Source organism: Halomonas sp. 7T, assembly GCF_025643255.1.
GTDB lineage: Bacteria > Pseudomonadota > Gammaproteobacteria > Pseudomonadales > Halomonadaceae > Vreelandella.
In genome coordinates, this window is the sequence record NZ_CP087112.1 from 2,899,299 (window position 1) to 2,921,050 (window position 21,752).

18 protein-coding genes and 3 rRNA genes are annotated in these 21,752 nt (G+C 53.3%); 7 read left to right on the forward strand and 14 right to left on the reverse strand.

Annotation, left to right across the window (positions count from 1 at the left end):
• Positions 1-19: 19 nt before the first annotated feature.
• From flgJ to flgB, 9 genes are read right to left on the reverse strand one after another with little or no spacing between them, the layout of a single operon-like run.
• The gene (gene flgJ / locus LOS15_RS13555) at positions 20-1,057 is read right to left on the reverse strand and encodes a flagellar assembly peptidoglycan hydrolase FlgJ (RefSeq protein ID WP_263066470.1); all 1,038 of its coding nucleotides are present in this window, start codon (positions 1,055-1,057) and stop codon (positions 20-22) included.
• On the reverse strand, positions 1,057-2,193 hold the full coding sequence (locus LOS15_RS13560; protein WP_263066471.1) for a flagellar basal body P-ring protein FlgI: 1,137 nt from the start codon (positions 2,191-2,193) through the stop codon (positions 1,057-1,059). Before LOS15_RS13560 ends, flgJ begins: the two co-directional genes overlap by 1 nt.
• Before the next feature lie 33 nt (positions 2,194-2,226).
• A complete protein-coding gene (locus LOS15_RS13565; RefSeq protein WP_263066472.1) occupies positions 2,227-2,916 on the reverse strand; it encodes a flagellar basal body L-ring protein FlgH in 690 nt (229 codons plus the stop codon).
• Between the two features lie 38 nt (positions 2,917-2,954).
• Positions 2,955-3,737, reverse strand: coding sequence for a flagellar basal-body rod protein FlgG (flgG, locus tag LOS15_RS13570; protein ID WP_263066473.1), 783 nt, complete (start codon positions 3,735-3,737; stop codon positions 2,955-2,957).
• A 30-nt stretch (positions 3,738-3,767) separates the two neighbouring features.
• Positions 3,768-4,526: a flagellar basal-body rod protein FlgF gene (flgF, locus tag LOS15_RS13575; RefSeq protein ID WP_263066474.1), complete on the reverse strand. Its 759-nt coding sequence runs from the start codon at positions 4,524-4,526 to the stop codon at positions 3,768-3,770.
• A 25-nt stretch (positions 4,527-4,551) separates the two neighbouring features.
• Positions 4,552-5,778, reverse strand: a complete 1,227-nt coding sequence (gene flgE / locus LOS15_RS13580; protein WP_263066475.1) for a flagellar hook protein FlgE — start codon at positions 5,776-5,778, stop codon at positions 4,552-4,554.
• A 56-nt stretch (positions 5,779-5,834) separates the two neighbouring features.
• A complete protein-coding gene (locus LOS15_RS13585; protein ID WP_263066476.1) occupies positions 5,835-6,533 on the reverse strand; it encodes a flagellar hook assembly protein FlgD in 699 nt (232 codons plus the stop codon).
• Between the two features lie 3 nt (positions 6,534-6,536).
• Complete coding sequence (gene flgC / locus LOS15_RS13590) at positions 6,537-6,947, reverse strand: flagellar basal body rod protein FlgC (protein ID WP_263066478.1); 411 nt, start codon at positions 6,945-6,947, stop codon at positions 6,537-6,539.
• A 25-nt stretch (positions 6,948-6,972) separates the two neighbouring features.
• Positions 6,973-7,401 (reverse strand): flagellar basal body rod protein FlgB, encoded by a 429-nt coding sequence (gene flgB / locus LOS15_RS13595; protein WP_263066479.1) that lies wholly within the window; start codon positions 7,399-7,401, stop codon positions 6,973-6,975.
• 194 nt (positions 7,402-7,595) lie between these two features.
• Here flgB and flgA point away from each other — a divergent pair, with 194 nt between their 5' ends.
• The 4 genes from flgA (at position 7,596) to LOS15_RS13615 (ending at position 9,967) form a co-directional block, all read left to right on the forward strand.
• The gene (gene flgA / locus LOS15_RS13600) at positions 7,596-8,312 is read left to right on the forward strand and encodes a flagellar basal body P-ring formation chaperone FlgA (protein WP_263066480.1); all 717 of its coding nucleotides are present in this window, start codon (positions 7,596-7,598) and stop codon (positions 8,310-8,312) included.
• Between the two features lie 85 nt (positions 8,313-8,397).
• Entirely contained in the window at positions 8,398-8,664 is a 267-nt protein-coding gene (gene flgM, locus LOS15_RS13605; protein WP_263066481.1) for a flagellar biosynthesis anti-sigma factor FlgM, read from the forward strand.
• Between the two features lie 10 nt (positions 8,665-8,674).
• A complete protein-coding gene (locus tag LOS15_RS13610) occupies positions 8,675-9,124 on the forward strand; it encodes a flagella synthesis protein FlgN (protein WP_263066482.1) in 450 nt (149 codons plus the stop codon).
• 102 nt (positions 9,125-9,226) lie between these two features.
• The gene (locus LOS15_RS13615) at positions 9,227-9,967 is read left to right on the forward strand and encodes an SDR family NAD(P)-dependent oxidoreductase (protein WP_263069737.1); all 741 of its coding nucleotides are present in this window, start codon (positions 9,227-9,229) and stop codon (positions 9,965-9,967) included.
• 101 nt (positions 9,968-10,068) lie between these two features.
• On the opposite strand, the gene rrf is transcribed toward LOS15_RS13615, so the two are convergent.
• From rrf to lldD, 4 genes are all read right to left on the reverse strand, one after another.
• Positions 10,069-10,184: ribosomal RNA gene (rrf, locus tag LOS15_RS13620) — 5S ribosomal RNA — on the reverse strand.
• A 132-nt stretch (positions 10,185-10,316) separates the two neighbouring features.
• A 23S ribosomal RNA gene (locus LOS15_RS13625) occupies positions 10,317-13,210 on the reverse strand.
• A gap of 294 nt (positions 13,211-13,504) precedes the next feature.
• Positions 13,505-15,037: ribosomal RNA gene (locus LOS15_RS13630) — 16S ribosomal RNA — on the reverse strand.
• The 16S, 23S and 5S rRNA genes sit together here, the layout of an rRNA operon.
• 473 nt (positions 15,038-15,510) lie before the next feature.
• Positions 15,511-16,677, reverse strand: coding sequence for an FMN-dependent L-lactate dehydrogenase LldD (gene lldD / locus LOS15_RS13635; protein ID WP_263066483.1), 1,167 nt, complete (start codon positions 16,675-16,677; stop codon positions 15,511-15,513).
• Positions 16,678-17,015: 338 nt separating this feature from the next.
• On the opposite strand from lldD, the gene LOS15_RS13640 reads away from it, so the two are divergent.
• From LOS15_RS13640 to LOS15_RS13650, 3 genes are read left to right on the forward strand one after another with little or no spacing between them, the layout of a single operon-like run.
• On the forward strand, positions 17,016-17,786 hold the full coding sequence (locus LOS15_RS13640) for a GntR family transcriptional regulator (RefSeq protein ID WP_263066484.1): 771 nt from the start codon (positions 17,016-17,018) through the stop codon (positions 17,784-17,786).
• Positions 17,783-19,690, forward strand: coding sequence for an ATP-binding protein (locus LOS15_RS13645; RefSeq protein ID WP_263066485.1), 1,908 nt, complete (start codon positions 17,783-17,785; stop codon positions 19,688-19,690). Before LOS15_RS13640 ends, LOS15_RS13645 begins: the two co-directional genes overlap by 4 nt.
• A complete protein-coding gene (locus tag LOS15_RS13650; RefSeq protein ID WP_263066486.1) occupies positions 19,683-21,065 on the forward strand; it encodes a sigma-54-dependent transcriptional regulator in 1,383 nt (460 codons plus the stop codon). Before LOS15_RS13645 ends, LOS15_RS13650 begins: the two co-directional genes overlap by 8 nt.
• Here LOS15_RS13650 and LOS15_RS13655 read toward each other — a convergent pair.
• The gene (locus LOS15_RS13655) at positions 21,041-21,712 is read right to left on the reverse strand and encodes a metal-dependent hydrolase (RefSeq protein WP_263066487.1); all 672 of its coding nucleotides are present in this window, start codon (positions 21,710-21,712) and stop codon (positions 21,041-21,043) included. The two genes, LOS15_RS13650 and LOS15_RS13655, sit on opposite strands and share 25 nt — an antisense overlap.
• Positions 21,713-21,752: the final 40 nt, after the last annotated feature.

The following is a 21,752-nucleotide window of genomic DNA, read 5'->3' on the forward strand; positions in this document are numbered from 1 at the left end:
ACTTGAGTGCCTAATGGCGTTAACGCGCATCTGCCAATAGATGACGCCCTGAGCTCAACGGCCCCATCGTATTCATGATAGCCACCAGCTTATCCGCATAGCGGGGGTCTGTCGCATAGCCGCCCTGCTGAAGCTCGCGAGCCGCCTGCTCTGCGTTGGCTGCTTGCAACACACCGGCATAGCGGGGGTTATTGCCAATCAAGTTTGCATAGTCGGTAAACGCGTGCTCAAACGAGTCATAAACGCGGAACGTATCAACGACCTGGGTACGTTGGCCATTAATATATTCATGAGTCACCACATCGGTGGTCTTGCCCTGCCAGTGGCTGCCTGCCTTGATACCGAATAAGTTATGACTGTTACTGCCTTGGCGGGTAGCAATTTCATGACGCCCCCAGCCTGTTTCCAGCGCTGCTTGCGCCAAAATCAATTCCGCAGGTACGCCACTCGCCTGACTTGCCGCCTGTGCAGGTGCGGAGAGCTGTGTCAGAAACTGCTGAACATGGTCGGGCGCGTTGGAGAAAACAGCTACATCAGCGCCTGGCGCTGCGGTTGATTCAGTATGTGCTTCTTCAGTGCTAGCCCCCGCCGTAGCGCTCTGTCTGATGGCCTCTAGCTCAGACAGGAAGCGACCGCCGGTTTCACTCTGCCCTTGTGGCTGTAAAGCGCCATCCAAGACGCGCGGTGTGCCACGGGGAATACCCGCAATTAGCGCCTGTAACTCCTGATCCGCACGGTTCCCCGTACTACCAACAGCTCCTTGACGTTGTAGCTGTTCCACCAGCATGTCCGCTAGCCCCATCCCTTTAGATGAGACTACCTGTGACCACTGCTGATCCAGCATTTGCTGATAGGTATCCGTTGTCGTGCTGTTGAACAAATCCGAGGAGGGCACCGCATCGCGCATACTTTTCATCATCATCTGTACGAACAGTGCTTCAAACTGCTGAGCGGCGCCCTGCACCCCGGCTTCTGGGTCGATTCGCGCATTGTGCTGAAGACGCTGAAAGCCATTCATATCAAGCGCAAACTGACTGGACATATCGTTCATGCTCATCAGATAACCTCCAGTTCAGCTCGCAGCGAACCTGAGGCTTTTAGCGCTTCTAAAATCGACATTAAATCTTGAGGGGTTGCCCCCAGCGCGTTCAATGCGTTCACCACCTCGTTGAGCTGCGCACCTTCAACAATCTGAAGAAAGGCTTCTTGCTGCTCAATCTCTATATCCGTGTTCGGGACCACCACCGTTTCGCCTTCGCCAAAGGGTGCTGGCTGGCTAACCCCAAACTGCGTATCAATCATAATGGATAGATTGCCATGAGCAACGGCGGCCTGGCGCAGCGTGACCGCGCTATTCATCACCACGGAGCCCGTACGCGCATTAAGCACAACGCGTGCAGGCGCATCCATCGGCGTGACGCGTACATTTTCTACCCGCGCCATAAAATTGACCCGGGCATTTTCGTCCATGGGGCCGTCCAAAGCGATCACACGCCCATTGCGCGCATAGGCAACGGTTTGGCCGAACTCGTTATTAATCGCCGTTACCACACGCTGTGCCGTGCCAAAATCTGACTCGTTTAGCTGCAGCTCTAGTACACCGCCATTGCCGCCTAAATTAAGCGGCACTTCACGCTCCACCAGCGCGCCATTAGGAATACGTCCAGAGGCCTGCTGGTTCACCTGAACACTGCTACCCCCCGCTTGGGCACCCGCACCACCGACCAGCATATTGCCTTGAGCAATCGCGTACGTATCGCCATCAGCCCCTTTCAAGGGCGTCATTAACAGCGTGCCACCGCGAAGGCTGCGGGCATTGGCTATGGACGAAACCACTATGTCCAAACGCTGGCCCGGGCGGGAGAACGGTGGTAAGTCAGCCGTCACCATCACCGCCGCCACGTTACGCAGCTGCAAGTTAGTGCCAGGCGGTACAGTGACACCAAGCTGCGACAGCATATTGGTCAAACTTTGGCTGGTAAACGGCGCCTGCGTGGTTTGGTCGCCCGTGCTATCAAGGCCCACCACCAAACCGTAACCCACCAGCTGGTTATCTCGAACGCCTGCAAACCCGGCTAATTCGCGCACTCGCTCTGACGCAGAGACCGAGGTAACTACAAAGAGCAACAGTAGCGTTACTAACCGCAACCCCCACCGCTTGAATGTCTGTTGATTGCTTTGCTGCTTAGCCATTTTAAGCCTCTATTTGTCGGGCCTTGAACGCGCCTAGAATGGCGACACATTGATGAAGAAACGCTGCAACCAACCCATATGTTGCGCCTCATTGATATAGCCATCCCCTACATACTCTATGCGGGCATCGGCTACCTGAGTAGAAGGCACAGTATTTTGTGCGGTGATCGTACGCGGGTTCACCACCCCAGAGAAACGAATAAATTCAGTTCCCTGGTTAATCGCGATTTGCTTTTCGCCACGCACGCGCAAGTTGCCATTATTCATCACTTCCAAAACAGAGACCGTAATCGTGCCGGTAAATGTATTATTCGCTTGAGAGCCACCGCCGCCCGCAAAGTCGCTCTCCCCCGACACATCAAAACCGTACTCCGCCAGGGTGTCTAGCACATCTGGCAGTTGCGCCAAGTTAAGACCTGCGCTGCCCGAACGGTTCGCATTCGATTGCGCGTTTTTACTCGCGCTCACCTCTTCGTCCAGCACAATGGTTAAAATATCGCCGATAGCCCGGGGTCGGCGATCTTCAAACAGTGGCTGGTAACCGCGGCGCACTTGATAAATCGAGCCATTGGCGACCGGTGGTGGCCGATCCACAATGGTAATCTGCTCTTGCTCTCCCACCACAGAAGCACGGGGGATTTGTGCGCAGCCTGCAATAAGCACAATAAAAAACGCTAAACCAATTAACGTTATCCGGCGAGAAATAGCGTGCAGTTCCAGCATGGTACGCCCTGTGAAAAAAGCCCTATGAATTAACAGTGTTAGAGCTGACTGAGACGCGCCAACATTTCATCACTGGTCGATACTGCCTTACTATTAATTTCATAAGCCCGCTGGGTCTGAATCATATTGACCATTTCTTCAACAACGTTCACGTTGGACGTTTCTACATATCCCTGAAACAACCGGCCTGCCCCGTTATTGCCAGGTACGTTTTGGTTAGGGGCACCCGATGCGCCTGTTTCCAGATACAAGTTTCCCCCCACACTTTCCAGGCCAGCGGGATTAATAAACGAGGCAACATTGATTTGGCCAATGTCCGCATCCTGAGCAATACCAGGCTGACGCACACTCACCGTGCCATCTTCACCAATCGTTACAGACAGCGCGTTTTCTGGAATAAAAATAGCGGGCTCTAACGGGTAGCCATTAGCGGTTACCATCTGGCCGTTCTCATTTAGCTGAAAGCTGCCGTCTCGGGTATAGCCAACCGTGCCGTCAGGCAGCAACACTTGGAAAAAGCCTTCACCATTAATCGCTAGATCACGGGAGTTACTGGTCTCTTCCAACCCACCCTGGGTGTGCAGACGCTCAGTGGCAACGGCCCGGACCCCTGTGCCAATTTGCATCCCGGAAGGGAGCCTGTCCTGAATATTGTTCTGTGCGCCGGGTTGGCGCATATTTTGATAAAGCAGGTCTTCAAACACCGGCCGCGAACGCTTAAAGCCGTTGGTACTGACGTTAGCTAGGTTATTGGAAATAACGTCTAGCTTAGTTTGCTGAGACTCAAGCCCCGTCTTAGCGGTCCACAAGGACGAAATCATATTCGTGTTCCCTTAACTGAGAGGCGTTAATCAGCCTTGAATAGATAGAATGCTATTAGCCCGCTGAGCATTCTCATCGGCGGTGCTGAGCATTTTCATCTGCATATCGTAACGGCGCGCCACGTCAATCATCGACACCATGGCATCCACAGCGCTGACGTTGCTTCCCTCTAGCGCACCGCTGACGATCCGCGCTTCGTCATCTGCCTGCAGTACCCCAGGCGCCCCCTCTTCATTAACAGGTGCACGAAAGAGGCCATCATCGCCGCGTGTTAGCCCTTGCTCATCCGGCGTTACTAGCTTAATACGGCCAACATCAACCAGCGCCTCTGGCCCTTCGCCTTGGGGAATCGCACTAATCGTGCCGTCGGCACCAATCGATATTTGCGCCCCTTGCGGCAGGGCAATGGGGCCACCGTCGCCCATCACCGGCCGGCCTACGCTTAGCAGCACACCGTCGTTGTCTAACTGTAAGTCGCCGCGTCGGGTATAGGTCTCGGTGCCGTCATCCGCTAATACCGCCATCCAGGCATTGTCCTGCATGGCGACATCCAGGGAGCGACCCGTTCGCTCAATAGGGCCTTGGGAGAAATCGGTGCCAGGCGTCGTCGTCACCGCCGATACGCGGGTTGCCAGTGCGCCATCCCCCATCACCGGCACTGACCGCGCCGCCTGCAGCTGGGCACGAAAACCTGCGGTAGATACATTCGACAGGTTTTGGCTAATGACGGACTGCTGATCCATCGTGTGCTTAGCACCGCTCATGGCGGTATATAGCATGCGATCCATAGAAAACTCCCTACGCCGCCATTAATTAAATATTGATAATGGTTTGCAGGAGTTCATCCTGGGTGCTGATGGTTTGCGAGTTGGCCTGATAGGCACGCTGAGCGACGATCATATCCACCAGCTCGCGGGCTAAATCCACGTTTGAGGTTTCAATCGCGCTCGCCTGAATCAACCCCCGCTGTCCGGTTCCCGGGGCACCTACCAGTTCAGGGCCAGAAGAGGCGGTGGCGGACCAAAGGTTGTCGCCTGAAGGGTTTAATCCTTCTGGGTTACGGAAGCTCACCATCGCAATCTGGCCAGCCGCGCGTGACTGCTCGTTGGAGTAGTTCATCATCACAGTGCCATCTTCTTCGATGGTGGTGCCCACTAATACACCGGAGGTATAGCCAGTTTGCTCAATATTATTCACGGTAGAATTATTTGAAAATTGGGTAGTGCCATTAAAATTGAAATCTATATTCAAAGCCTCGAACTGCGCGCCTGCGGCAAACTCTTGGGTATTTAGTGCTAAAGCAGTCGAGTTATCGCCAGCCAGGGTTCCGTTTTGGTTAAATTCAAGAGTACCTAAATCTATATTGTTGTACTCTTCTGCCCCGTCCGGGCCGCCACTGACTCGCCCGCGAATTTCCCAATCATTTACCTCATTTATATCTTTTATAAAATAAAGCGTCAGGTTGCGAGCATTCCCTTGGGAATCATAAATAGTAGCATTGGTGGAATAATTGTAAGTAGAAACATTTTCAGCATCGAACCCATTAGGATCAAGAGCTTCTACACCTGCATCCAAGTTTAACGAGATACTAGCCTCATCGGTTGCATTGGCCTCTAAATCGCCTGCCGGCACATTTAAAGGCTCTACATCTCCCCCTCCTTGCACGTTACCGTCATCATCCGCAGGGAAACCCATAATCTGAGCGCCCTGAGAGTTCACCAGACGACCATCGGCAGTCAGGTTTAGCTGGCCGTTGCGGGAGTAGCCAATATCGCCATTGGGGAGCTGGAAGCGGAAGAAGCCTTCACCGGCAATCGCCAAATCCAAGTTACGGCCTGATGCCTCGATATTGCCCTGGGTGAAATCCTGCATAGTCGCTGAAACCCGCGTACCTAACCCAATCTGCTGGGCATAAACATCAGCAAACTGCACGTTAGAGCCTTTAAAGCCTACCGTTTGCGAGTTAGCAATATTGTTGCCGGTAACGGCAAGCTTAGATTGCTGTGCGTTTAGACCACTGAGTGCTTGTGAAAAACTCATACTATTCCCCTGAATTTAGTCATGTGATGCGTTGTTACATGCTTAGTGCAACGCCATCAAAGAATTTGCTTCACTTGGTCGAGTGTCACCTGACCATATATGGCGCCTAAATCCAGGCGCACCTCTTGACCTTTCTCTTGTGGCGTCACGCCTTGCACCAGGGCATAGTTCAGCGGCTGTGTGCTTATCTCATTGCCTTCTGCATCTTTGGCGGCATAGCTAACGCGGTAGTCGCCAGCGGGTAGCGCTTCACCATCGTTAGTTTTGCCATCCCACTGGAAGGACTCAACGCCCGCTTTCACTCCACTCACTTCGTTGCGGTATACCACCTCTCCGGCGCGGCTGCGGATAACAATTTCGACGCTCTCAGCTGGCTTTGCAAGCTCAATACCAAACGGCGTGGCAAAGCTATTACCTTCATCATCAACATTGACTTTAACGTTGTTACCCGGCACGAGCACAGCGTTACCAATTAAGCCAGACGCCTGAATCATCTGAGAAGCGTTCATCTGTTCGGTAATGCCGCTGAGCGTATCGTTGAGCTGCTCAATCCCGCTTACTGTATTAATTTGTGCCAACTGCGAGGTCATTTCCGCATTTTCCATCGGATTAAGCGGATCTTGGTTCTGAAGCTGCGTAATAAGCAGCGTCATAAAGCTATTCCGCAGCTCGTCAGACTGGCTTTGATTCAGCTGTGCGCCACCTCGACTACCATTGATGTTGCTTAACGTAGAGGTATCAATACCGTTCATCATGGCTTAGCCCTCTCCCAGCGAGAGTGTTTTCATCATCATTTGCTTGGTTGTGTTGAACACTTCAACATTAGCTTGGTAGGAGCGGGAGGCCGAAATCATGTTGACCATTTCATGCACTGGCTCCACGTTAGGCTTGGCAACGTAGCCCTCTTCGTCAGCGGCAGGGTGATTGGGCATGTATTCCAGCCGAAGCGGGGAGTCATCTTCCACAACCTCTGTAACACGAACACCACCAACACCGTAGCGGTTATTTTGTGCCTGAGTTTGAAACATAACTTGCTTAGCTCGATAGGTTTCCCCATCCGGCCCTGCAATGCTGTCGGCATTGGCCATATTGCTAGCCGTAACGTTCATCCGCTGCGCCTGGGCGCTCATCGCGGAGCTAGCAATATCAAAGGCTGAAAACATCGACATAAGTTACTTTTCTCCTACCGCTGGGTTATTCCGGCTGCATCGCATTCTTCAAGCCTTGAATTCGGCGGTTCATAATTGTTAGTGCTGCTTGGTAGCGAACGGCATTATCAGCGAACTGGGTACGCTCACGGTCCATATCCACCGTATTGCCATCTAGACTTGGCTGGTCAGGAACTCGATAAAGCAGATCCGCACTGCCTGCTCCACGCCATGCAGCGCCCTGGCCTTCCAGATGACGTTCAGAGGTACGTGCCAACGCGACACCACCGCTTTGCTGAGGAGCTGAACCATTGCCTACCGCTTTTTTAAGCTCACTCGCAAAATCGATATCCCGCGCTTTGTAGCTGGGCGTATCGGCATTCGCTATATTAGCGGCAAGCACATCGTGACGTTCTTGCCGTAAGTTCAGCGCCTGCTGATGAAAATTAAAGGCGGAACTAAGTTGGTCAATCATGCCGTCCCTCGCTCGCTGAGAGGCAAAAAATAAATCGGAAATTGTTGATGATGAATAATAGGCGTTGCTAAGTCAGCCTAAAGCATGGAACAGCTGCTGTTTACACCAGCATTTCGCATGATGCCTAGGAAGCTTTTGCACTACACTTTCTAGTCGATGTTTATCATCAGCCTTCAAGATTGAGCGATTCGCATATGCCCAGCCCCTCGCGCCCAGTATTACGCTGTTTGGCAGTTTTAAAACGTTTTCTATTCGTCTGTTTTGTCACCTTTTTTACATCTCTCCAGGCGCAGGCTAACGACCAGGAGCTAGTAGACGCTGTACAGCAGTTTCTGTATAGCCATTCTCATGCGCTGGGGCAGGAAGTTGTTATCGATATCTCCCCACCCTCGCCCCACCTTGCTGCCTGCGTAGCGCCTGAGCCTTTTTTCCCTAATGCGAACCAAACACCGATTGGGCGTGTCTCTGTGGGTGTGCGGTGTGGTGAGGAACGGCGACAGGTACGCTATATCCAAGCTCAAATCGATATCATCGGCAGTTATTCAGTCGCTAATAGAGATATCGCGCGGGGCACGTTAATCACCCGCGATATGTTAAGCCAGCGCGAAGGCAATCTTGGGGATCTAGCAGCGCAAGCACTCACTGAGCCAGACGGTATTATAGGCATGGTTGCCCAGCGTCCTATTCGCAGCGGCAGCACCTTCCAAGCCCACTACCTGCAAGCACCTCACCTAGTAGAAAGGGGGCAGCGCGTTACGGTGATTGCCCAAGGCACGGGCTTTCGTGTATCCCGTGAAGGTGAAGCACTCGCTAACGGTGCTCAAGATGAGCGTATTCGGGTTCGCTTCGACACACGTGAAATGGTGACAGCACGCGTGGTTGGTCAAGGAGTTTTGGTCGTAGATTTTTAACACAGCGCCTAAAGTCTGTTCCCGACTGGCCGATAGTTAACACTATAGCGCATGCCGCCCCAACGTTGACGATGAGGCAAACAACGTGAAAATCGACAATATCAATCCGCTGCTCCGTTCTAATCAAGCCCAGCAGCGTGATGACGTTCAGAAAACAAATGAAGCTAAACCGCTAGACACAGGCAGCGCGACTCGAGAGTCTACGCAGCTGAGCCAGTCTAGTGTTGATAGCTCTCAAGATGTTGACACGGCGAAAGTCCAAGAAATTCGCGATGCTATTCGAGAAGGTCGGCTTGAAATACGCGCTGATCGCATTGCAGATGGCTTAATTGCTAATTTAAACGAGTCTTAAGAGGCAAATAATGAGCCTTGAACGTTTACTCAATGACCAGAAAAGCCGCCTTGATGAGCTAGAGGCTCTGCTCTCTAATGAGCACACCCAGTTAACGAAGGGCGATATTGATGGTGATGCGCTAACCAATATTGCGCATACCAAGCAAGTCCTGCTTGGCGAGCTGGAACGCATTGAGGGAGTGCGCCGCTCTGTACAAAAGCGGCTGGGATATGATGATGGTGCTGCTGGCGCGCTTGCGGCAGCGACTGATGCAAACTGCAAAGCGGCTTGGGAAAGCCTGATTGATAAAAGTGCACGTGTTGCGCGTATGAACGAGCTGACAGGGCAAATGCTTTCTCTACGCATGAAGCACAACCAGCAGATGCTGGATTATATTCGACAAATTGCTGAAAAAACCCTCTATAAGCCCAATGGCCGGAACAGTGCACAGCCGGGACGCATCAATGCTTCGGCTTAGTAACCCAGTCCGTAATTAAAACGATCCTCAATTAAAACATAGACAAAAGCTGTACAAGGCGCTTCAATGAGAATCAGACTGTTCTCTTTTTGGAGTATGCCCATGCTTTCCCACCTTCCCAATGACTTCACTGCTATTGTTACTGGCGCCGGTGGCGGGATTGGTAAGGCAATCGTTAAAGCCTTACTCGCCTCTGATCAAGCCGGTGAAGTGATTGCGGTAAGCCGTTCTCTATTTCCGTATGATGCACCCCGTCTGACAGCGCTTACTGCTGATGTCACTACCGAGCGTGGCATTGAAGAACTTGCTCAGCTGGTAAACAAACGTCCTGTACATTTACTGTTCAATTCAATCGGCACTCTTCACGACGATGACCTTCAGCTTCAGCCAGAAAAACGCCTTGAACAATTTAATGCCGCCTCGTTTGCTCACGTTATGCATATTAATGCTGCTACGCCTGCGCGACTCATTACCGCTCTTAAGCCATCGCTGCAAGGTATACATCCAGCGATTATTGCCAGCTTGTCTGCCCGTGTTGGCTCGATTACTGATAACGGCTTTGGCGGCTGGTATAGCTACCGTGCCAGTAAGGCAGCGCATAATATGCTGATGAAAACTGCCTCAATTGAATTGGCTAGACTGAACAAACAGTTAATCGTGCTATGCCTCCATCCTGGCACTACCGACACCGCGCTTTCAAAGCCCTTTCAGGCGCGTGTTCCCAACGAAAAGTTATTTACGCCTGACTTTGTAGCAGAACAGTTGCTACAGGTAATGTCCAAACGCACGCCAGACGATAGCGGCAGCTTTTGGGACTGGGCAGGGGAGCCTATCGAATGGTGAATAACACGATCTTTATGGTCATTATCCCTAGTGGATGTGACCTGTTTCTTCCAGACAAACAAAAAACCCAGCCGGTTGGCTGGGTTTTTTGCGGTATAAGTGCCTGACGATGACCTACTCTCGCATGGGGAGACCCCACACTACCATCGGCGCTAAGCGGTTTCACTGCTGAGTTCGGCAAGGGATCAGGTGGTTCACGCTCGCTATGGTCGTCAGGCGTAACTTGTAATGCATATCATGCTGAACAGGCAATGCGTGTTTTGTGATCGTCTCTTGTCAGCAAGCGTCTTGGCTTGCCGCTGCGTATCCGGTGTTCGTTATCACTGCGACCAGACCCCTTGGGTGTTATAGGGTCAAGCCTCACGGGCCATTAGTACACGTTAGCTCAACGCCTTGCAGCGCTTCCACACCGTGCCTATCAACCAGCTGGTCTCGCTGGGCCCTTTAGGAGGCTCAAGGCCTCGGGGATGTCTCATCTTGAAGGGGGCTTCCCGCTTAGATGCTTTCAGCGGTTATCCTGTCCGACCATAGCTACCCGGCAATGCCACTGGCGTGACAACCGGAACACCAGAGGGTCGTCCACTCCGGTCCTCTCGTACTAGGAGCAGCTCTTCTCAAACATCCAACGCCCACGGCAGATAGGGACCGAACTGTCTCACGACGTTCTAAACCCAGCTCGCGTACCACTTTAAATGGCGAACAGCCATACCCTTGGGACCGACTTCAGCCCCAGGATGTGATGAGCCGACATCGAGGTGCCAAACACCGCCGTCGATGTGAACTCTTGGGCGGTATCAGCCTGTTATCCCCGGAGTACCTTTTATCCGTTGAGCGATGGCCCTTCCATACAGAACCACCGGATCACTAGAACCTGCTTTCGCACCTGCTCGACGTGTCTGTCTCGCAGTCAAGCACCCTTATGCTCTTGCACTCATTGCACGATGTCCGACCGTGCTGAGGGTACCTTCGTGCTCCTCCGTTACTCTTTGGGAGGAGACCGCCCCAGTCAAACTACCCACCACACACTGTCCTCGATCCGGATAACGGACCTGAGTGAGAACGCCAATGATGCCAGGCTGGTATTTCAAGGTTGGCTCCACCCGAACTGGCGTCCGGGTTTCAAAGCCTCCCAGCTATCCTACACAGGCAACATCAGCGTCCAGTGTGAAGCTATAGTAAAGGTTCACGGGGTCTTTCCGTCTAGCCGCGGGTACACCGCATCTTCACGGCGATTTCAATTTCACTGAGTCTCGGGTGGAGACAGCGTGGCCATCATTACGCCATTCGTGCAGGTCGGAACTTACCCGACAAGGAATTTCGCTACCTTAGGACCGTTATAGTTACGGCCGCCGTTTACCGGGGCTTCAATCAAGAGCTTCGCCTTACGGCTAACACCATCATTTAACCTTCCGGCACCGGGCAGGCGTCACACCCTATACGTCCTCTTACGAGTTAGCAGAGTGCTGTGTTTTTACTAAACAGTTGCAGCCACCTGGTATCTTCGACCGGTTCGGGCTGAGAGAGCAAGTCTCGTCACCCTACGCCGGCGTGCCTTCTCCCGAAGTTACGGCACCATTTTGCCTAGTTCCTTCACCCGAGTTCTCTCAAGCGCCTTGGGATTCTCACCCTGACCACCTGTGTCGGTTTGGGGTACGGTCGCACATGATCTGAAGCTTAGAGGCTTTTCCTGGAAGCGTGGCATTGATGACTTCGACACCGTGGTGTCTTCGTCTCGTGTCTCGGCCTTAAAGGGTCCCGGATTTACCTAAGACCCCAGCCTACTCACTTTCACCAGGACAACCAACGCCTGGCTCACCTAGCCTTCTCCGTCCCCCCATCGCAATCATGTCCGGTACGGGAATATTGACCCGTTTCCCATCGACTACGCCTTTCGGCCTCGCCTTAGGGGCCGACTCACTCTGCTCCGATTAGCGTCGAACAGAAACCCTTGGTCTTCCGGCGAGGGAGTTTTTCACTCCCTTTATCGTTACTCATGTCAGCATTCGCACTCGTGATACCTCCAGCGAACTTCTCAATTCACCTTCATCGGCTTACACGACGCTCCTCTACCGCGCATTCCTAAGAATGCACCCGTAGCTTCGGTACCTGGTTTAGCCCCGTTACATCTTCCGCGCAGGCCGACTCGACTAGTGAGCTATTACGCTTTCTTTAAAGGATGGCTGCTTCTAAGCCAACCTCCTAGCTGTCTGAGCCTTCCCACATCGTTTCCCACTTAACCAGGATTTGGGGACCTTAGCTGACGGTCTGGGTTGTTTCCCTTTTCACGACGGACGTTAGCACCCGCCGTGTGTCTCCCACGCTCGCACTCACCGGTATTCGGAGTTTGCCTCGGGTTGGTAAGTCGGGATGACCCCCTAGCCGAAACAGTGCTCTACCCCCGGCGGTGATACGTGAGGCGCTACCTAAATAGCTTTCGAGGAGAACCAGCTATCTCCGAGCTTGATTAGCCTTTCACTCCGATCCACAAGTCATCCAAATCTTTTTCAACAGATCCTGGTTCGGGCCTCCAATTGATGTTACTCAATCTTCACCCTGCTCATGGATAGATCGCTCGGTTTCGGGTCTATATCCAGCGACTGTGTCGCCCAGTTAAGACTCGGTTTCCCTACGGCTCCCCTAAACGGTTAACCTCGCCACTGAATATAAGTCGCTGACCCATTATACAAAAGGTACGCAGTCACAGAACAAGTCTGCTCCTACTGCTTGTACGCACACGGTTTCAGGATCTATTTCACTCCCCTCTCCGGGGTTCTTTTCGCCTTTCCCTCACGGTACTGGTTCACTATCGGTCAGCCAGGAGTATTTAGCCTTGGAGGATGGTCCCCCCGTCTTCAGTCAAGGTTTCTCGTGCCCCGACCTACTCGATTTCACATGATCAGATTTTCGACTACGGGGCTATCACCCGCTACGGCCACGCTTCCCAGCGTGTTCGCCTAATCAGTCTCATGCTTAAGGGCTGGTCCCCGTTCGCTCGCCGCTACTAGGGGAATCTCGGTTGATTTCTTTTCCTCAGGGTACTTAGATGTTTCAGTTCCCCTGGTTCGCCTCTTACGCCTATGTATTCAGCGCAAGATACTCAGCTTATGCTGAGTGGGTTTCCCCATTCAGAGATGCCCGGGTCACAGGTTGTTTGCCACCTCGCCGAGCCTTATCGCAGGCTACCACGTCTTTCATCGCCTCTGGCTGCCTAGGCATCCACCGTGTGCGCTTCATTGCTTGACCCTATAACCCGAAGGAGTCTGGATGTCGCAATGATAACGATTGCCGGATACGCTTGAGACGTATCACAAAACAATTACGTATAAACACTTCTAAGAAGTGTTTATGTCAGCATGATATACATTGTTAAAGAGCGACTGCTATGCGCAGTGATAAGCGTTCTTTCACGTTAAAAAAAGAGAGAAGACCTTTCTTTTTCTTTTAATGTGAAAAAAGCATTCGCTTATCACTGCGTATCAACAGCATTCTGATCAGGCAATTCATTGTGAGCGCTTACCGCGAGGATGATGCATCGCTTAAGGAGGTGATCCAGCCGCAGGTTCCCCTACGGCTACCTTGTTACGACTTCACCCCAGTCATGAACCACACCGTGGTGATCGCCCTCTTGCGTTAGGCTAACCACTTCTGGTGCAGTCCACTCCCATGGTGTGACGGGCGGTGTGTACAAGGCCCGGGAACGTATTCACCGTGACATTCTGATTCACGATTACTAGCGATTCCGACTTCACGGAGTCGAGTTGCAGACTCCGATCCGGACTGAGACCGGCTTTTCGGGATTAGCTCACTCTCGCGAGTTGGCAACCCTTTGTACCGGCCATTGTAGCACGTGTGTAGCCCTACTCGTAAGGGCCATGATGACTTGACGTCGTCCCCACCTTCCTCCGGTTTGTCACCGGCAGTCTCCTTAGAGTTCCCGGCATTACCCGCTGGCAAATAAGGACAAGGGTTGCGCTCGTTACGGGACTTAACCCAACATTTCACAACACGAGCTGACGACAGCCATGCAGCACCTGTCTCTGCGTTCCCGAAGGCACCAAGTGATCTCTCACAAGTTCGCAGGATGTCAAGAGTAGGTAAGGTTCTTCGCGTTGCATCGAATTAAACCACATGCTCCACCGCTTGTGCGGGCCCCCGTCAATTCATTTGAGTTTTAACCTTGCGGCCGTACTCCCCAGGCGGTCGACTTATCGCGTTAACTTCGCCACAAAGTGCGCTAGGCACCCAACGGCTGGTCGACATCGTTTACGGCGTGGACTACCAGGGTATCTAATCCTGTTTGCTACCCACGCTTTCGCACCTCAGTGTCAGTGTCAGTCCAGAAGGCCGCCTTCGCCACTGGTATTCCTCCCGATCTCTACGCATTTCACCGCTACACCGGGAATTCTACCTTCCTCTCCTGCACTCTAGCTTGACAGTTCCGGATGCCGTTCCCAGGTTGAGCCCGGGGCTTTCACAACCGGCTTATCAAGCCACCTACGCGCGCTTTACGCCCAGTAATTCCGATTAACGCTTGCACCCTCCGTATTACCGCGGCTGCTGGCACGGAGTTAGCCGGTGCTTCTTCTGCGAGTGATGTCTTTCCTAGGGGGTATTAACCCCTAGGCGTTCTTCCTCGCTGAAAGTGCTTTACAACCCGAGGGCCTTCTTCACACACGCGGCATGGCTGGATCAGGGTTGCCCCCATTGTCCAATATTCCCCACTGCTGCCTCCCGTAGGAGTTCGGGCCGTGTCTCAGTCCCGATGTGGCTGATCATCCTCTCAGACCAGCTACGGATCGTTGCCTTGGTGAGCCATTACCTCACCAACTAGCTAATCCGACATAGGCTCATCCAATAGCGGGAGCCGGAGCCCCCTTTCTCCCGTAGGACGTATGCGGTATTAGCCTGGGTTTCCCCAGGTTATCCCCCACTACCGGGCAGATTCCTATGCATTACTCACCCGTCCGCCGCTCGTCAGCATCTAGCAAGCTAGACCTGTTACCGCTCGACTTGCATGTGTTAGGCCTGCCGCCAGCGTTCAATCTGAGCCATGATCAAACTCTTCAGTTTAAAATCATTGTGATGCTTACCTGTCACTCGAAAGCAACAGAAGCGCATCAAACTTGGCTCAAGGTTCAAACGAATTCGAAAGATTCGAAAATCTTTCTTGTGCGCTTGCCTTGATATTTGGTGATTTATCACCCTCATCGGCAAGCGCCCACATGAATTACCTGATCAAATTGTTAAAGAGCTGTTTCGCTGTGTTGGCTCGATGACTTGAACCGTGTTGCCTCAGCGAGGAAGGCGTATTCTACGCATTTCCTGGTGATTGTCAACCGCTGTTTTCAGTGACTGAATTCAGCGAACGAGGCGAGCCAAACAACTGCTCTAACCTACTGACAAACCGAAGGTTTTCACCTTCATGCACCGCTGGTAACGCTTGGCGTCCCCGGCAGCGGATGCGTACTTTACGGATTCGCGGCCGGGTTGGCAAGGGCTTTTGTAAAAAAACACCACCACTGTTCTATCAAGCAGGCTGCCGACTATCTAATAGGATGCTCAAACTCTTTCATAGCGCCCGACACCAACGATTCTGGGCTAAGGTCGGCAATCGTTCGCGCGCCGGTCAATGTCATCGCGACCCGCATCTCTTTATCGAAAAGCTCTAGCAGATTGGCAACACCCGCCTCCCCAGCAGTGGCCAGCGCATAGATGAAGGCACGGCCAATCAATGCTGTATCGGCCCCCATAGCAATCATCCTTACTACATCCAAACCGTTGCGCACTCCGGAGTCAGCCAGGATAGTCAGATCGCCCTTAACCGCATCCGCAATAGCAGGAAGGGCACGCGCAGTAGAGGGAACGCCATCTAACTGACGACCACCATGGTTGGAAACCACAATCCCATCTGCACCGAAACGCACAGCATCACGCGCATCTTGAGGGTCGAGAATGCCCTTGATGATCATCGGGCCATCCCACTGCTCACGAATCCAATCCAGGTCTTTCCAAGAGATAGAGGGGTCGAAGTTGTCACCCAGCCAAGCTATATAGTCCTCAAGCTCTGTAGGCTTACCACGATAATCAGACACGTTACCTAGATCATGTGGACGACCATGAATGCCCACATCCCAAGCCCATAAAGGATGCAGCGCGGCCTGCAGCATACGCCTCATTGGCCCACTCTTACCGCTCATGCCTGAATGGGCATCGCGATAACGCGCCCCTGGAACCGGCATATCGACGGTAAAAATCAGCGTCTTAACGCCTGCGGCCTTAGCACGCTCCAGCACGTGCTTCATAAAGCCGCGATCTTTTAGCACATAAAGCTGGAACCAGATGGGGCGATCAACCGCCGCGGCTACTTCCGCAATAGGGCACACCGATACTGTCGAGAGCGTAAACGGTATGCCTTTTTTAGTGGCCGCCCGAGCCGCCTGAACTTCACCACGCCTCGCATACATCCCCGTCAAGCCCACCGGCGCCAGCGCAAGAGGCATCGCCATTTTTTCGCCAAACAGCTCGGTTTCGAGTGAGAGCGATGACATATCGTTCAGCACACGCTGCCGCAATGCGATACCTGCGAGGTCTTCAACGTTTCGTTTCAGCGTATGCTCTGCGTATGACCCACCATCAGCATAATGAAAAAGAAAGGGAGGAATACGGCGCTTGGCAGCTTGGCGGTAGTCCGTAGGTGCTGAAATAATCATGGCAGGCCCTATGCAATAAATAGATGCACTATCTAGTAAGCACTATCTGACAAGTACTATTTAGTAAGTACTACTTATAAACGGTCATCGAAGCGTTGGTATTAAGCGCCTCAGATTAAAATTGGTTTTACCAATTTACAAAAAATAAGACTCAACATTAGTGAGAGGCTACCGCTATGTCAAACCAGCATCACGCTCTATAGCGCTTTTCAGCTATATACTTTAGTTTCAAACCGCATAAACAGTAACGCTAGCCATTAATTTGTTAGCTTTTTACTCTTGAGACAAACCATCGAAGCCCCTACTATTGGTCTTACCAATTACGGGGACTCTCACTAATGACTTACCCACCGCTCCGCCAACAGCGCTTAGCCGATGTAATTACTGAACGACTTGAAGCGATGATCCTGGAAGGCAGCCTGAAGCCTGGGCAGCGCTTGCCACCAGAGCGCGAGCTTGCCGAACGTTTTGGGGTATCTCGACCCTCGCTTCGAGAGGCAATTCAAAAGCTTGCGGCCCGCGGCCTGCTCACCAGCCGCCAGGGTGGCGGCACGTTTGTCAATGAAACGCTAAATAATGGTTACACGGACCCGCTATTAGAGATGATGTCTCGCCACAATGAGTTTCACCTCGATCTGCTGGAGTTTCGCGACGCCATGGAGGGTATTTCTGCTTATTATGCCGCTCTTCGCTCGACACCTGCAGATAAAGCCGTCTTGATTCAGCGCTTTGAAGAGCTTGATGGAGGCTTCGTGGGCACTAACCCAGTCCAAGAAGCCAAGTTAGACGCCGCCTTCCACCTAGCCATTGCTGAAGCGGCCCATAACGTACTGCTACTCCATACAATACGTGGAATTTTCCACTTGTTAGAGCAGAGCATCGTGGATAACTTAGCGCATCTGTTTGCCAAGCCAGACTCCCGCACCCAATTGATGAAACAGCACCGCGCCCTACTGGATGCGATTTTAGAAGGGCGAGCCGAAGATGCTCGCGCACGTGCCCACGAACATTTGGTATACGTTGAAGAAGGTCTACTGGAAATGGCCCGTGCAGAAACCCGCGCCCAGCGAGCCCTACGCCGTGCCCAAGGCACCAGCACGCCCGCATGACTCGCCCGCCGCTACGTTGGCGTTTGCTGTGGGTGATAGCGATCCCCCTGGGGCTGCTCGTCTGCATGTGGCAGGCATCGCTGCTGGCCCGTGATCAGGCGCTAAGCACGCTACAGAACGACGCAGAAAACGAGCTGCGCTTATCAGCCGCCAACCTAAATGGCTACCTGCTGCGCTATGACTACCTGCCCCAGATGCTCGCCACCCGGGAAGGGATTCAGCGCTTTCTTGCCTCTCCAGAGAGCCAAGACCCAATGCCGCTCAACCTGCTGCTTGATCGCTTTCGCTTCACCGCTGGGGTGTCAGATATCTATCTACTCGATCGAAACGCCGATACTCTCGCCGCGAGTAACTGGCACCGCCCCAATACGTTTATTGGCCAAAATTACGCGTTTCGTAGCTACTACACGGATGCGATTAAGGGCGGGCAGGGTCGCTTTTACGGGCTAGGCGTCCAATCCCTTGAGCGCGGCTACTACTTTTCCTCTCCGGTCTGGCTAGATGACACGTCACCGGATGCACAGCCCGACGGCGTGCTGGTCATTAAAGTTTTATTGGATGATGTCGAAGCCAGCTGGGCCGAACAAGATGCTGAACTGCTGGTGACCGACAGCGACAACATCATCTTCATGGCTAGCCACCCAGCGCTGCGTATGAATGCTCTCCACCCGTTAAGCGATGAAGAGCGTGACGCATTAAGAGCCACGCGGCGCTACGCTATGGAGCCACTGGTGCCTTCCGGCATTGAAATGGGCATGCCCTACGGGCCAGGCAGCAACCTCGTCAGCTTCTCCCATGGGCCGCTAAGCGGTGAGCGCTATTTAAGTCTCACACGCCCTATTCCTGAGTTTGGCTGGCAGATGCATATTCTCAAACCCTTAACACCGGTCATCAGCGCCCAGTGGATAGCAGCCTTAATGGCCGGCGGGCTTTACGGCATTGTTGCCCTGGGTGGTGGTATTGGCTGGCAACGTTTGCGGTTACGCCGTGAGCGAGAGGCCTTTGCAGAGCGTGAACGACAAACCTTGGCCCGAGTACGTGATGAGCTTGAAGTGAGCGTTGAACGCCGCACTCGGGATTTAGTCGCCAGCAACCAGCGCTTATCCGGCGAAATTGAAGAGCGCCGCCGCGCTGAAGCAAGCCTGCGTCAAACCCAAGATGAACTGATTCAAGCAGCCAAACTGGCCGTGCTCGGCCAACTAGCTGCGGGTATTAATCACGAGCTCAACCAGCCTTTAGCGGCCATTCGCGCCTACGCTGAGAATGCTCGGCGGTTTATTGAGCTTGCTCGGGTTGAAAAAGCCGACGCCAACCTAGAACAAATTGTCGAGCTTACTCAACGGATGGCGGACATTAGCGCCCAGCTACGCCAATTCTCCCGCAAAAGCAGTGAGCGGCAGGAGACCATCTCCGTACAAGCCTGCATCGAATACGCCTTACGCCTGTTTCACAGCCGTTTGAAAGAGGGTAGCGTCCAGGTGCAACAGTACTGGCCGGAAGAAACACTTTGGGTAAACGCTGATTTAGTGCGCCTGGAGCAAGTGCTGGTTAACCTTATTGGCAATGCGCTGCAGGCCATGAAAGAGACCCCATCGCCAGTACTCATGCTTAGCGCTGAGGTGATCAGAGAGCAGGTGGTCATCAGCGTTGCCGATAATGGCCCTGGTATTGCCACGCAGCATATAGGGCAGATTTTTGAGCCCTTTTTTACCACCAAGGCGCCGGGCAGCGGATTAGGGCTAGGACTTTCCATCTCCTCACGTATCATGGACGACCTAGGAGGCAAGCTGCAGGCCAGCAATCACACTACTGGCGGCGCATGCTTCACTGTCACACTGCCTTACTCGTCGCCGCCTGACTCGTTTACGGCCCCAACAGTGAAGGAGAATAATAACCATGCATGAGCCGTCGACGCTGCCGGTGATGGTGATTGACGACGAACCGCACCTGCGCATCACCGCCAGCCAAACACTCGAACTTGCTGGTTATACGCCCTACTGCTTTGAGTCCGCCGAACAGGCGCTTGCCGCGCTGCCGAATGATTTTCCTGGGGTCATTGTGAGCGATATTCGCATGCCAGGAATGGACGGTATGGCGCTGTTGCATGAGCTACACAGCCGCGACGCCACGCTGCCGATTATTCTGATTACCGGTCACGGCGATATTTCGACCGCCGTAGAAGCCATGCGCGCAGGTGCCTGGGACTTTCTAGAAAAGCCCTTCGCGGGCGATCAGTTATTGGATGTGGTAAGACGCGGAATCGAAAAGCGCCAGCTAAGCCTCGAAAACTTACGCCTTAAAGCGGAGCTGGAAGTTCAGCAAGCCGCTCTTGGTCCTCGACTGGTCGGCCGCACGCCGGTCATTTCACGCCTTGCCGCGATGATTCAGCGCATTAGCCAAGTCGAAGCCGATGTGCTGCTGTTTGGCGAAACCGGGACTGGAAAAGACCTCGTGGCCCGTGCGATTCATGAGCGTAGCGCCCGGCGCAACAGCCCATTTATGGCCATCAACTGCGGCGCGGTGCCGGAAAACACCATCGAGTCCGAGCTGTTCGGCCATGAGAAAGGCGCGTTTACCGGCGCGGTTGAACGGCGTATTGGTAAGTTTGAGCACGCTAACGGCGGCACCGTCTTTTTAGATGAGATTGAGTCCATGCCACTGGCACTTCAGGTCAAGCTGCTGCGGGTGCTTCAAGAGCGCAGCGTGGAGCGGCTAGGCGCCAACGAAGCAGTGCCACTCAATATTCGCGTGATTGCCGCCACCAAAGTCGATCTTAAAGTTGCCGCTGAGGAGGGGCGCTTTCGCGAAGACCTCTACTACCGACTAAACGTGGTCACCCTACCGCTACCAGCCCTGCGCGAACGGCGAGAAGACATTCCCCTACTGTTTCAACACTTTGCCGTGGTGGCCGCTAACCGCAGCGGGCTTGAAGCGCCCACTTTAGACAGCCACGCCATTGCCGCCCTCTTAGCCCACGACTGGCCTGGCAATGTGCGTGAGCTACGCAACCTAGCTGAGCGCTATGTACTGCTGGGAGCCGCGTTTGATTATCGCCTTGATGCTCTGCTGGAGGGTGTCGCCGCCGATACCCAAGAGCCAACGCTACCCCGCCAAATAGAGCTATTTGAAAAGAGCCTGATTAGCCAGTCGCTAGCGCGACACCAAGGGCGAGTGACGGATGTTTGCCACCACTTAGGCATCCCCCGCAAAACGTTTTACGACAAGCTCAAAAAACATGGCTTAAACGCTGGTGACTACCGCCACAATAGCGAGCCTTGATGAAACAGCTCCGCTAACACTCCCCAGGGCGGAGCCCAGGGCACCAGGGTGAGCATGGCGATCAACATTAATAGGTTGGAAAGCGGACGGCGGCTATCACCCAGCTTTAGCGCGGTGCCAAAAGAGCGCTTTAAACGCGCGCCTTCCAGGTCAACGCTAAACAGCTCATCCAAACTCAAGTGAATAATAAACCCGAACAGTACCGCTGCCCCATGGCTCCACGCTAACCAGGCTGGCTGGGCAAGCAAATGAAAACTCAGCGCAGCCGTGGCCAGCGCGCACAGCCCTGCCGCCATGAGTGAATGCCAGATACCTCGATGCACCGTAAAGCGTGAAAACAGCACCGCGGCTAAATAACGTACACAGAAGTAAATCCCGCCGCAGGCAACCAGCAGTAACCCGGGTGTTAGCCAAGGCTGCAACAGCAGCACGCCCAGCACCAGCGAAGGCACCGAAAGTAGATTAAAAATCAACCGAATAGAGCGGGAACGGTCAGCATCGATATCGGGCAAAATGCCGCCAAACGCGACCAGCGCAATCACCAAAAGCGCCTGACTGACGGGCCACCACTCTGCTTGCCAGCCCATATAAGCGAGTAGCGTGCCGCCCGCTGCTGCTACCGTTATATGCGTGCGAAAGTTAGCCATAACGCGGCACCCTAGAAAACTGGATAAATTAACAGATTCT

Excerpts from the sequence above, each read along its gene's own strand:
- flgJ (WP_263066470.1), bottom strand. The coding sequence starts at position 1,057 with ATGAGCATGAACGATATGTCCAGTCAGTTTGCGCTTGATATGAATGGC.
- LOS15_RS13560 (WP_263066471.1), bottom strand. The coding sequence starts at position 2,193 with ATGGCTAAGCAGCAAAGCAATCAACAGACATTCAAGCGGTGGGGGTTG.
- LOS15_RS13565 (WP_263066472.1), bottom strand. The coding sequence starts at position 2,916 with ATGCTGGAACTGCACGCTATTTCTCGCCGGATAACGTTAATTGGTTTA.
- flgG (WP_263066473.1), bottom strand. The coding sequence starts at position 3,737 with ATGATTTCGTCCTTGTGGACCGCTAAGACGGGGCTTGAGTCTCAGCAA.
- flgF (WP_263066474.1), bottom strand. The coding sequence starts at position 4,526 with ATGGATCGCATGCTATATACCGCCATGAGCGGTGCTAAGCACACGATG.
- flgE (WP_263066475.1), bottom strand. The coding sequence starts at position 5,778 with ATGAGTTTTTCACAAGCACTCAGTGGTCTAAACGCACAGCAATCTAAG.
- LOS15_RS13585 (WP_263066476.1), bottom strand. The coding sequence starts at position 6,533 with ATGATGAACGGTATTGATACCTCTACGTTAAGCAACATCAATGGTAGT.
- flgC (WP_263066478.1), bottom strand. The coding sequence starts at position 6,947 with ATGTCGATGTTTTCAGCCTTTGATATTGCTAGCTCCGCGATGAGCGCC.
- flgB (WP_263066479.1), bottom strand. The coding sequence starts at position 7,401 with ATGATTGACCAACTTAGTTCCGCCTTTAATTTTCATCAGCAGGCGCTG.
- flgA (WP_263066480.1), top strand. The coding sequence starts at position 7,596 with ATGCCCAGCCCCTCGCGCCCAGTATTACGCTGTTTGGCAGTTTTAAAA.
- LOS15_RS13610 (WP_263066482.1), top strand. The coding sequence starts at position 8,675 with ATGAGCCTTGAACGTTTACTCAATGACCAGAAAAGCCGCCTTGATGAG.
- LOS15_RS13615 (WP_263069737.1), top strand. The coding sequence starts at position 9,227 with ATGCTTTCCCACCTTCCCAATGACTTCACTGCTATTGTTACTGGCGCC.
- lldD (WP_263066483.1), bottom strand. The coding sequence starts at position 16,677 with ATGATTATTTCAGCACCTACGGACTACCGCCAAGCTGCCAAGCGCCGT.
- LOS15_RS13640 (WP_263066484.1), top strand. The coding sequence starts at position 17,016 with ATGACTTACCCACCGCTCCGCCAACAGCGCTTAGCCGATGTAATTACT.
- LOS15_RS13645 (WP_263066485.1), top strand. The coding sequence starts at position 17,783 with ATGACTCGCCCGCCGCTACGTTGGCGTTTGCTGTGGGTGATAGCGATC.
- LOS15_RS13650 (WP_263066486.1), top strand. The coding sequence starts at position 19,683 with ATGCATGAGCCGTCGACGCTGCCGGTGATGGTGATTGACGACGAACCG.
- LOS15_RS13655 (WP_263066487.1), bottom strand. The coding sequence starts at position 21,712 with ATGGCTAACTTTCGCACGCATATAACGGTAGCAGCAGCGGGCGGCACG.